Here is a 10,907-nt window from a genome sequence, read left to right as displayed (position 1 = left end):
GTAAGGGACGGCGCTTCTCATGCCGACTTGAAGACACACATCTCCTATCCGGCAGCCGCTCCAGCAATAGCCGGAAGCCGATGCGCGCTATTACTAAGCTAGTTGCTCGCTTCTGCTTTCGCCTGATCAAGCTCGATCTTCAGATTCTCAACTTCTGTTTTTGTCTTCGCCAAGTCCCTTTCAAGGGCTTGTCGATAGGCAGTCGCAGCGTCGAGCGCTACCGTTCGCTCACTCAAGAGCTTCCAGACTTCTGAGGACTTAGCCTGGTCAAGTTGCTCTTCCAACACGTCGACGCGTCTCTGCTCTTGCTTAAGTTGCGTGTGGGCGGTTTTGAGGGCCTCGTTCAGCCGGACAGATTCTCCGGTCGCCTCATGTAACTTCCCTTGAAGCTTCTTGGCGTCTGCAATTTCCGATTTGAGATTGATAATGACGTTTCTCAGTTCAGCTATCTGCGCCTTTGTCAGATTTGCATGGTTCCCCAGTCGCGCAAGTTGCGATTTGAGGGTGGAGGCAGCATTCTTGAGTTGGACTATTTGCGCAGCTGTCTGACTATCATGTTCTTTGGCGATGGCGAGTTCACTTTGTGCCTTGCTCAGCCTCTCTTGCGTATCGACGAGTAGATACCCTAAAGCGAGAGCACAGCCGAGTAAGATGGCGCAGGCGGTAAGCCATGCCCAACGCGACATCATCTCAGTGCTTTTGCGCACTCTCCAGAATCCTCACCACTTATCTTGGCCTTTAGTGGACCAGGTTGCACGCTTCACCGCATTCGGAAGCGCCACAGGTAAAGACAGCGGGAATGGCTACTGTATTCTGCTATGCCCAATGGGTCTAGCTCGGCCGCATCCGAGACCAATGGCAACCAATTGGCGCAAAGAAGAACTTCAGGGACATCTGAGCTTAGTAACGTTCTTCGCTTCGCGCGATGATCATAATAGCTGGCCCAGCCGTCACTCTCTGCCAAGGACAAGCGTCCAGTAGGCCTTCTGATCTTGCGTCTGCGCCATTCCGACTCCGGCCGCCGTCACGTTCGCGCGCAGTAGGTTTCGTCGGTGCCCACGACTTCTCTTCCAGTAGAACATGGCGTCGCTGAATGACTTCTGACCTCCAGCGACATTCTCCGAAGCGATTTTTGCGCGATAGCCTGCGCGCCTGGCGCGAACTTTGGGACTCGATCCATCTGAGCCGGAATGGCTGATACGGCCACGTTTGGCTAGATCGAATGAATGAAGCGCAGCGGAGCGGGAAAGCCTCGCATCAAGCACCACTGGGCGAACGCCGTTCGCCTTTCGATAGGCATTGATTTCGGCCACTGCAGCCTGCGCATTCAGTGGCTGCACGGGCTGCTCGGCGTATTTGCGCGAGACGAGAGAAACCCCGCAGCCCGTTAGAAAAAGGAGCACCAATAGAAGCGGGATTGCTCGGCCTGCAAACGTGAAGAGACACGAGGTCCCTTTGCCAGGAACGGAGCATTCTTTCATGATTGTCTCAGAGTTGGCTGCCCGCATGCCCGCAGCGTCGCAAAAATTAGTAAGCAACTAGTGACCAGAGTTACGGTAAGTCGAATGGGAGTGAGGCCCGCGGCCGGGCTCGTCCTTGAATCTGGTTGTATTTTATCCTGCCACCGCAGAGTAGACAGAGGGGCGCCGGCCGAAGCAGACACCCCGATATCGAATTAGAAATGAGCTCTATTCGCCCGACTCCTTCTTGTCATCGTCGCTGCTTTCCTCGCCGCCTTCCTCAGCCTCTTCAATGGGATCCTTCTCATGTTGATCCGCATAAGTCAGGGTCGGAGCGGCTCCAAGGCCTAGTACAAATGCAGCGGCAAACAGCCAAGAAACCAATTTCTTCATGTGATTCGTCTCCAAGTAGAAGATCTGCCAGCGCCCCAATTCCAGCGCCTCTACCACAACGCGGCAGGACAGATTTCGTTGCTGTTGGTCAGCAGAAACTTTTTCGGCACCTAGGAGAGGCGAAGACGCTGCGCTGTTGTGGTCTTGCGGCCTCATGGTCGCCATCGATGGTCATGAGATCACCGCTGGTTACGGGGAAGACAAAGCCGCAGCGTCCACTGAAAACATCTCAGATCCTTGTCACACTGAATCCGTCGTTGCGCCACGGCGGCGATGTCCGCTTATGACCCAAAACGAACACGCGCTTCCCCCACGGTTCGCTTGACCTACATCAGTTTGCCTATGCAGCCCCCCCGTTAGGCTTCGCAAAAGCTCTGACCCAGTCAGCACAACACTGAGGAAAGGCTATGTCCCCCATGAAACTCGTGTTGGCCGCGACGGCCACCATGATCATTTCCTGTTTGCCCTCGAGCGCCCAAGACATCCAGCATGACGCCGAGCACTATGTGCTCTTGCACCAGTATGGCGATCAGTGGGCCGTTGAAGACAAGGACGTTGATAAGAAGCTTGCCGAAATTCGCGAGAGGAACGGCGGGAAGCCACCGAACATTGTTTACATCCTGATTGATGACATGGGCTTTGGTGAGTTCGGCATGCCAGAGCTCAACAAGATCCGGGGCGGCCGCACGCCGAATCTCGATGAGTTCGCCAAGGAAGGCATGACCTTCACGCGCTTCTATGCTGAGAACATCTGCACCTCGACGCGCGTGGCCTTCATGACCGGGCGGTATGCCGTGCGGACCAAGATGGAGCTGACGAAGGTCACGCCCCCTGAAGGTGTTGGTTTCCAGGATAAAGAGGTGACGCTTGCTGAACTGCTCTCCGACGCTGGTTATGCCACGCACCATATCGGCAAGTGGCATATGGGCGACATCAAGGAAGCCTATCCAACCAATCAGGGCTTCGACTACGCATCCTTCGCGATGCATAATCAGGTGTCCTATAGCTATCTCACCCGCGATGCTGAGCTGGATCAGAAGACGACCTCTTTCACGGAATTGTCCGTCGATCCTGACTACGGCCTCGATAAGACCTTCCGTCTCTACGATTGGGTCACCCAAGTCGAAGGCGAAAAGGGAGGCAAAGTTCGTGAATGGGGCATCGAAGCTGGCGAACGACCCGATATCGACCTGTACATTGAGGTCAATAAGCGTTTTCAGGGTCAGGCACTGGAGTCCGTTCGTACCCTGGCGAAAGGCGACAAGCCCTTCTTCCTAAACTACTGGCCAATGATCCCAATCGCTGTTCTGCGTTCTACAGATCAGAGTACCTGCCTGACGCCGAACTGCGGTCGTTGGGTCGATGCCATGAACCTCGTCGACACCTATATCGGAGAGCTGCTCGATGAGATTGACAGGCTGGGTATCTCCGACAACACCATCGTGATGGTGATGGGCGACAACGGCCCGATGAAGCAAGAATTGCCTGACAACGGTATGGCCGAATGGATATTCCGCGGCACGAAGGGGCAAGCGCTAGAAGGTGGGCACCGCGTCGGTGCGTTTCTGCGCTGGCCGGGTGTGATCGAGGAGGGGTCGATTTCCGGCGATACGGTTTTCGTAAGCGATCTCTACACCACCTTCGCTCGGATTGCAGGCAACACCGACGGCATCCCTCGCGATCGCGTCGTGGACGGGATCGATCAGACCACGCTTTTACTTAAAGGCGATACCCATGGCCGGCGTGACTACGTGCATCTGTATGAGGTGGACCAGCTCAAGGCGACCGTAAAGCAGAACATGAAGATCCACTGGCCTGCACCCGGCGTGAATCCTGCGATGGCGGGAATCTACAATCTCTATTGGGACCCGCGAGAGGAACACCCACTCAAGCGCCAGGGTGTCTGGGCTGGGACGCCGTTTGTCCGCATGTTCGCCCAACAACAGCGTCTCAAGGACAAATTTCCCGACTGGGAACCAGCTCGAGGAATGCCCTACGAAGACGTTGAGAACCTGCGCCCCGAAACGAAAGAGATGGTCAAGACGTGGGCAACAATTTATGGCGACGCCAAGGATGTCATCCTCGGAGTTGAATCCGCCGGCAACTAAGACACGGCCATACCGCTGCCCGTGGTCAGCGCAGTGCCCAACCGCTTAGGTCGTCGTGAGTACGATTTTGCCGACATGGCTCGGGTCGTCGATGCGCTTGTGCGCTTCGACGGCATCGGTGAGAGCAAAAGTCGAATCGATCACCGGCTTATACTTGCCGCTCTCGATGATGGGCCAGATGCGCTCCTCGATGACTGTCGCCATCCGCGCCTTTGTCGCATCGGTCTGTGCACGGAGCGTCGAGCCAGTGAGGGTAAGGCGGCGCATCATAAGTCGCATAAGATCGATGTCGACTTTGGAGCCTTTCAAAAAGGCAATCTGAACAATGCGGCCCTCGAGAGCGGCCGCGCGAATGTTCTTCTCGATATAGTCGCCGCCGACCATGTCGAGGATGACGTCCGCACCGTGCTTGCCCGTCACGGCCTTCACGACCTCAAGAAAGTCTTCCTCGCGGTAGTTGATCGCCTTCACAGCGCCCAGCGTTTCGCAGGCCTCGGCCTTTGTGTCGTCGCCGACCGTCACGATAACCTTCGCGCCGAAGGCTGTCCCGAGTTGGATCGCCGTGGTGCCGATGCCGCTCGCGCCGCCGTGAACCAACAGCCAATCACCCTCCTTGAGGCCGCCGCGCTCGAAGACGTTGTGCCAAACCGTGAAGATCGTTTCGGGGAGCGCAGCAGCCTCCACGGCGCTCAAGCCTTGCGGGGCAAGAAGCGTCGTGGCTTCCGGCGCCACCGCATATTCCGCGTAGCCACCACCGTTCACGAGGGCGCAGACGAAGTCGCCCGGTTTGAATCGTGTGACGCTCTCGCCCACGGCAACGACAGGACCCGAGACTTCGAGCCCCAAGAGTTCGGATGCGCCTTTGGGTGGCGGGTAGAGCCCCTGGCGCTGCAACACGTCCGGCCTGTTGATGCCGGCGGCTGCGACCGTGATGAGAACTTCGCTCTCTTTAGGTTCCGGCAGGGGTCGGGTCGCCGGGGTCAGCATCTCCGGTCCGCCAGGCTCGCGGACATCGATCACGGTCATGGTCTCTGGTAGCATTCTCATCCCCATTCTTGTTCGCGTGTTCACTCTTAGAGAAGACCGGTGCGCGATGCTAGGATCAGCAAGGCTGCGTGCAGGAGGCACGTAGCGCGAGCGAGCGGAGAGACGCGACGATGGACCTAGACGACCTCACACCCAAAAAGCCCAAAGGGCACGAGATTGGGCAAGATTTGTCGACCTTGTCGGAGGAAGAACTCAAAGCGCTCATCGAGACGCTGCAAGGTGAGATCGCGCGCATCGAGGCCGCGCTCGGCGAAAAACAGTCCTCGCGCAGCGCTGCGGAGGCTGCCTTTCGGCGTTAGCGCGGTTCGGCGTGAGTTCCTTTAGGTAAATCAGGTCTTAGTCTTAACCTGTTGTTAGGGACTCGTTCGTAGAGTCATGTCCATCCAGTCCTCTGGATCTGAGTGGCTTGTTCCACTCTGTTTGACGCCTCCCTGTTAACTTCCTGAGCCGCCGGTTTTGGCGGCTCTTTTTTTGTCCGCTATCCGCCACGGCTTGCGTTTTAACCTTTATTACCAGAAGGTAAAGACAGCGCTGGCCCATGGATTAGTATGCCACTCAACACTCAATAAGAGAGGCGATGGAGTACTGGGGGACATGGCGGTGAAGACCGAAAACTCGACCTATGGCGACGGCGTTACCGTCTCATTTGGTGCTGAATTTGCGCGTTCCGAGCAATTCAAGACCGTGTTCCGCGAGGGCATGGCCTTGGTCGAGGCCGCTGCCGCTTATCTTGACGGCGACGGGCGGAGAGAGGCCCGCGAGCTCCGGCCACCGCACTCCTTGGCCTATGCCACGGAAAGCATGCGCCTTACGACGCGACTGATGCAGCTCGCCTCGTGGCTGCTTATTCGTCGGGCTGTCACGGAAGGCGAATTGACACCTGAACAAGCGGTCGAAGAGCAGCGGAAGATCAAGCTACCAGTTGAAGACTCTCGTCCGTCTCGAGACCTCGAAGGGTTGCCGGAGCGGCTGCGTACGCTGATTGAAGAGAGCGTGACACTGCAGGAGCACGTCGTCCGGTTGGATCAGATGATGCACTTCAAGCAGCCGGAACCGGAAAACGCTCACCATCCCGTTGGCGCACAATTCTCGCGGCTTCGGGCCGCGTTCGGCGACGACGCCGATTAAGGTCGGACTTGCAGCAAATCCTCTTATTCGAACAGAGTGGCGAGTCCCTAGTTCTTCGAGGGTGACGAAGCAAAATCAATTGAGCCATCGGTGCGCGTATAGATGATGCACTCATCTGCGCCATCACACGACAGGCGGTGTACGGCGTTTCCCGAGGAGCTGAAATAACTGCCCGGCTCTAGCTTGCGCATATCGGCTCCGCCCAGCAGTTGGTGACCAATTTGCCCCGTAATCACAACAGCGCGGTTACACGCGCCATCGGTCTGAAGCTCGCCGTGATATCCCGCCGGTAGTTTGACTAGCATCCCGTGCGGCTGGCTGTCCTGCGGGTCGCCCCGTAGAAAGGCCACTCTTGGGGGCACTGCTGAGGCCGGCACACCCAGAAGATCAGTCCAAACGATGTTAGATGCGTCAACATTTATGGGCCGGCTCCCATCATCGAAAGCCTTGTTCGGAGGAAGGACCAAATAAGGGGCCTCCTCAATTTCAATATAGGCAACACTATTGCTGCCTTTCGTAGCAGTGATGTGCACTTCTCCAGCCGGTTGCGTCCAAAACGAGCCCGCGGGCATCCACATATCAACAGCGTCAGGGTCGTCATTGTGAACGAGTCCGCTGATCACGACCCCTCGGTAAGTGACATTGTGAATGTGAGGCGGCGAAGAAAAACCGTCGGCAAATCTCACGAGAAATTCAGATGGACCCGTGCCACTTCGATCGCCCCAAAGCGTGGCGGCCTTTGGTCCTTTGTCGCCGCGCAGCGGATTAAGCGGCGTCCACTCCACGTCCGATGCCAAGACGACATTCTCCTCGGCGGCGCTCTTGGCAACCGTATTTGCGCTTTCGGTTGCCAACAGATGCGAGCCCCAGGCCGATACGACGAGCGCCGCGGTAAGCGACAAGGCCTTTCCCAATTGAGAGAAATTCATTCCGGCCTGCACTTCTTCTCAGGTCCGTAAGGCAAAAGAAAAGCCGGCCCCGATCGGACCGGCTTTGGTCTAAAACACGCGGGCTGCGACAGCCCGGCACAGTTTTTACTTGATGAAGCCTTCGTACTTCTTCTTAAAACGCGAAAGGCGACCGCCTCGGTCAATAAGGTGCTGCCCGCCGCCAGTCCAGGCGGGATGGGTCTTGGGGTCGATGTCCAGCTTGAGGGTGTCACCCTCGGCACCATAGGTCGAGTAGGTGACAAACTCCGTGCCATCCGTCATGACCACTTTGATCTGGTGGTAATTGGGGTGAATGTCGTTCTTCATGGCTGAAAACCTTATTTGCCCGGGCCGCCCGATTGTTTGCAGGCAGCTCCGCATGGCTTCGTCGTTAACTGGCAGAATTGGCGGCAGGCTATACCGCGGAACGGCCGCCGGGGCAAGATCGCGGGGCGGCGAGTTGGCGCTGTCGATGGTCGCCTGGGCGATGGCCGATTTTCAGTTGGCAAGGATAAATTATAGCATCATCAAAGTCGTTGCGAACGCGCGTCAGACCCTTACAGTCAGGCCGGTTCTCGGTCCGTGACTTCCGAAGTAAAGTGACACAAAACCAAGAATAGACTGGGCATAATGTTACAACCTGTTTCCTCTGAGCCTGCGGTGGCACCGATAAACCGCCAAGAGCCGCGGCAGGAAGATGCCGAAAAGTCGCGCCGTATCTCGCTCAAGCCTTTGGGACGTATCCGGCCATATCTCCTCAGATATAAGGGTATGCTGGCCGCAGCGCTTGTCTTCTTGGTCCTGGCGGCCGGGGCGATGCTCGCCCTGCCGCTTGCTCTGAGGCGCATGATCGATCTTGGCTTTTCGGGCGTCGAACCGGAGTTGGTTGACGTCTATTTCGGGACACTGTTCGCCGTTGGCGCCGTACTCGCGCTAACAAGCGCGGCCCGCTACTACTGTGTGAATTGGCTCGGCGAACGCGTTGTGGCGGATATCCGCTCTGATGTCTTCGCGCATCTCACCAGTCTCAGTCCCGCCTTTTTCGAAGTATCTCACTCCGGCGAAGTGATGTCGCGCCTGACCGCGGACACAACACAGGTCAAAGCTGCGGCAGGCACGGCCGTGTCCCAAGCGATGCGAAACGTGCTTCTCGTGGTCGGCTCCGTTGTGATGATGATCGTGACGAGCCCAAAACTGTCGCTCGCCGTCCTTATCGCGATCCCACTCATCGTGCTGCCGCTTGTGGCATACGGCCGTTCGGTTCGCGCTCGGTCGCGCCACGCGCAGGACACCCTGGCGGAGGCGTCCGCTTATGCGAGCGAGAGTCTCGGACAGGTCAAGGTACTTCAGGCCTTCACCAACGAACGCGCCGCAACGAGCCGCTTCCGCCGTGCGATGGATCGGGCCTTCGAGGCCGCCAACGATCGCGCCAAGGCACGCGCAGGGCTCACGGCGATCGCCATGTTCCTGGTCTTTGCCTCAGTCGTGGGGGTTCTCTGGTACGGGGCGCAGGACGTTCTGTCCGGTTCGATGACGGGCGGCACGCTTGGGCAGTTCGTGCTCTATGCGGTCTTCGCGGCCGCGGCGGTGGGCGGTCTCAGCGATGTCTGGGGCGAAGTTGCCCAAGCTGCGGGCGCCGCCGAGCGTCTTGGCGAGCTACTTGAGGCACAGTCCGATATCCAGTCGCCACCGCATCCGACGCCGATGCCGGTTCCCGGACGCGGCGAGATTTCGTTCGCAGATGTGACTTTCGCCTATCCTTTGCGGCCGGATGACGCCGCGCTGGATGATGTCAGTTTCTCCGTGGAACCGGGCGAGCGGGTCGCGCTCGTTGGGCCGTCCGGCGCAGGCAAGACCACGATCTTCGCGCTGCTCTTACGCTTCTACGATCCCACCTCCGGCATCGTCCGCGTCGACGACGTGCCGGTCGACATGGCGGAGCTGGAGGAACTGCGCTCGCGCTTTGCCATGGTGCCGCAAGAAACCGCACTCTTCGCCGATTCGGTCGCGGCCAACATTGCGTACGGGTCTGACGACGCAACTCCTGCGCAGATCGAGGCGGCGGCGAAAGCTGCTTTCGCGCACGACTTCATCGTCAAGCTCCCCGACGGCTACGATACCCAGCTCGGGGAGGGTGGCATAACACTGTCCGGCGGTCAGCGTCAGCGCATCGCCATTGCTCGTGCCGTTCTGCGGGATGCGCCAATCCTTTTGCTTGATGAAGCCACGAGCGCACTCGACACCACCAACGAGACTCTGGTGCAAAAGGCGCTCGACAAGGTGATGGATGGGCGCACGACGCTCGTCATCGCGCACCGGCTCTCGACCGTCGTTAATGCGGACCGCATTTTGGTGTTCGACGAGGGCCGGCTCGTGGAGGAGGGCACTCATCAGCAGCTTATCGCGAAGAGCGGTCTCTATTCCCGACTGGCCGCGCTCCAATTTGCTCCCGACGCAGCCGAGTAGTGTTAGCGTTCCGTGAGCTTCAGCTCGATACGTCGGTTTCGGGCGAGCGCCGCAGGGCTTCGGCCCGTGTCGACGGGTTGATACTCGCCAAAGCCCGCAGCCACTAGATGGTCCGGCGCGATCTCGCGATCCATGAGGTAGCGCACGACGGAGATCGCGCGCGCCGAAGACAACTCCCAGTTTGACGGGAAGGTGGCCGAAGAAATCGGCGTGATGTCCGTATGTCCGTCGACACGCATCACCCACGGAATGTTTGCGGGAATATTGCCCTCGATCTCCTTTAGCGCCGCAGCGAGCTTGTCGAGCTGACCGTAGGCGCTTGGTTTCAACGTCGCCGAGCCTGGATCGAACAGCACGTCAGATGGAAACACGAAGCGGTCGCCGACGATCCTGAAATCCTGCCGCTGGCCGAGCGTCTTGCGCAATTCGCCGAAGAAATTCGAGCGATAGCGCGCGAGCTCTTGCGCTTTCCTGGCAAGCGCCACGTTGAGGCGCTCCCCAAGGTTGGCGATTGTCTCCTGGCTGTCCTTGTCTTTTGCCTCGGAAGCTTCCAACGCCTCGTTCAGCGCGGCGAGTTGCAGGCGAAGGGCGGCGAGTTGCTGGTTGAGAAGCTCGACCTTAGCGAGAGCGTCGTTGGTGATGCTCTTCTGCTTGTCCAGTTCCGTACCGAGCGCGGCAATGCGCCCTTGCGCGTCGTCCGAGGTTCCACTCGCATCGCCGAGGAGACCGGTTAGGCGCTGGTTCTGTGCTTGAGTATCGATCAGCGTAGCTTGAAGTGCCGCGAGATTGTCTTCCGCGGACTCCTTCTGTGAGCGCTCCAAAGCCAGAAGCTCTGTCAATTCGGCGAGCTGCCGGTTGAGGCGCGTCAGCATCGTGTCCTTGCCGCTCGCGGCCTGTGTGATGATGTAGTTCGTCACCATGAACAGCGACATGAGGAAGATAACGACCAGTAGCAGCGTGGAAAGCATGTCCACGAAGCCGGGCCAGAGATTAGTTTGAAGTTGGCCGCGGCGGCCGCGCGCGAGAGCCATCTATCGTTTCCTCTGCCCGATCATCGGCCCGCAGACGCCTTTGGTTTGGACGCCACCTCGCGCAGTACAGTTGCGATTTCCTGCTGCTGCTGAGCCTGCTCGTCTGCCCACTCCCGAACGACCTTTTGCTCAGCACGCATCTGCCGGATCAGTTTATCGACGCCTTGGGAGAGGTCTTGGACAGCAGCCTCGGTGCTTCCACCCTTATCCATGCGCTCGCCGAGATCGGAGATTGATCGCTGCATATCCATCAGCGCATAGCGAAGCTGCGGCGGCACGCTGTCGCCAGGATCCGTCGTCTGGAGCTCCGTAACGTTGGCGAGCCAGTCTTCCAGTTCGTTGTAG

Annotated in this window: 11 protein-coding genes and 1 pseudogene; 4 read left to right on the top strand and 8 right to left on the bottom strand. The window is 58.4% G+C overall.

From position 1 onward, the window contains the following. Positions 1-98: 98 nt before the first annotated feature. The 3 genes from AC33YF_RS11180 to AC33YF_RS11170 form a co-directional block, all read right to left on the bottom strand. Complete coding sequence (locus AC33YF_RS11180) at positions 99-707, bottom strand: hypothetical protein (protein ID WP_491777281.1); 609 nt, start codon at positions 705-707, stop codon at positions 99-101. Positions 708-950: 243 nt separating this feature from the next. Then, entirely contained in the window at positions 951-1,481 is a 531-nt protein-coding gene (locus AC33YF_RS11175) for a CAP domain-containing protein (RefSeq protein ID WP_491777280.1), read from the bottom strand. Between the two features lie 207 nt (positions 1,482-1,688). Further along, entirely contained in the window at positions 1,689-1,853 is a 165-nt protein-coding gene (locus AC33YF_RS11170) for a hypothetical protein (protein WP_491777279.1), read from the bottom strand. A gap of 407 nt (positions 1,854-2,260) precedes the next feature. On the opposite strand from AC33YF_RS11170, the gene AC33YF_RS11165 reads away from it, so the two are divergent. Further along, on the top strand, positions 2,261-3,961 hold the full coding sequence (locus tag AC33YF_RS11165; protein WP_491777278.1) for a sulfatase-like hydrolase/transferase: 1,701 nt from the start codon (positions 2,261-2,263) through the stop codon (positions 3,959-3,961). Between the two features lie 45 nt (positions 3,962-4,006). On the opposite strand, the gene AC33YF_RS11160 is transcribed toward AC33YF_RS11165, so the two are convergent. Then, on the bottom strand, positions 4,007-5,008 hold the full coding sequence (locus AC33YF_RS11160; protein WP_491777277.1) for an NAD(P)H-quinone oxidoreductase: 1,002 nt from the start codon (positions 5,006-5,008) through the stop codon (positions 4,007-4,009). A 110-nt stretch (positions 5,009-5,118) separates the two neighbouring features. Here AC33YF_RS11160 and AC33YF_RS11155 point away from each other — a divergent pair, with 110 nt between their 5' ends. Further along, the gene (locus AC33YF_RS11155; protein ID WP_491777276.1) at positions 5,119-5,307 is read left to right on the top strand and encodes a DUF1192 domain-containing protein; all 189 of its coding nucleotides are present in this window, start codon (positions 5,119-5,121) and stop codon (positions 5,305-5,307) included. 295 nt (positions 5,308-5,602) lie between these two features. Beyond that, positions 5,603-6,136, top strand: a complete 534-nt coding sequence (gene rcdA, locus AC33YF_RS11150; RefSeq protein WP_491777282.1) for a protease adaptor protein RcdA — start codon at positions 5,603-5,605, stop codon at positions 6,134-6,136. A gap of 47 nt (positions 6,137-6,183) precedes the next feature. Here the strand turns inward: rcdA and AC33YF_RS11145 are convergent, their stop codons facing one another. Together AC33YF_RS11145 and rpmE are read right to left on the bottom strand one after the other, a co-directional pair. Further along, positions 6,184-7,065 (bottom strand): DUF4437 domain-containing protein, encoded by an 882-nt coding sequence (locus AC33YF_RS11145; protein WP_491777275.1) that lies wholly within the window; start codon positions 7,063-7,065, stop codon positions 6,184-6,186. A gap of 105 nt (positions 7,066-7,170) precedes the next feature. Continuing rightward, on the bottom strand, positions 7,171-7,392 hold the full coding sequence (rpmE, locus tag AC33YF_RS11140; protein ID WP_491777274.1) for a 50S ribosomal protein L31: 222 nt from the start codon (positions 7,390-7,392) through the stop codon (positions 7,171-7,173). Positions 7,393-7,695: 303 nt separating this feature from the next. On the opposite strand from rpmE, the gene AC33YF_RS11135 reads away from it, so the two are divergent. Next, positions 7,696-9,531: an ABC transporter transmembrane domain-containing protein gene (locus AC33YF_RS11135; RefSeq protein ID WP_491777273.1), complete on the top strand. Its 1,836-nt coding sequence runs from the start codon at positions 7,696-7,698 to the stop codon at positions 9,529-9,531. Between the two features lie 2 nt (positions 9,532-9,533). Here the strand turns inward: AC33YF_RS11135 and AC33YF_RS11130 are convergent, their stop codons facing one another. Together AC33YF_RS11130 and AC33YF_RS11125 are read right to left on the bottom strand one after the other, a co-directional pair. Continuing rightward, positions 9,534-10,562: a peptidoglycan -binding protein gene (locus AC33YF_RS11130; RefSeq protein WP_491777272.1), complete on the bottom strand. Its 1,029-nt coding sequence runs from the start codon at positions 10,560-10,562 to the stop codon at positions 9,534-9,536. A gap of 20 nt (positions 10,563-10,582) precedes the next feature. After that, a pseudogene (locus AC33YF_RS11125) lies at positions 10,583-10,907 on the bottom strand (flagellar motor protein MotA); the annotation flags it as partial.

This window comes from Methyloceanibacter sp., from assembly GCF_058506495.1.
Note: the sequence above shows the minus strand (reverse complement) of the source record. Positions and strands in the feature narration are given on the sequence as shown.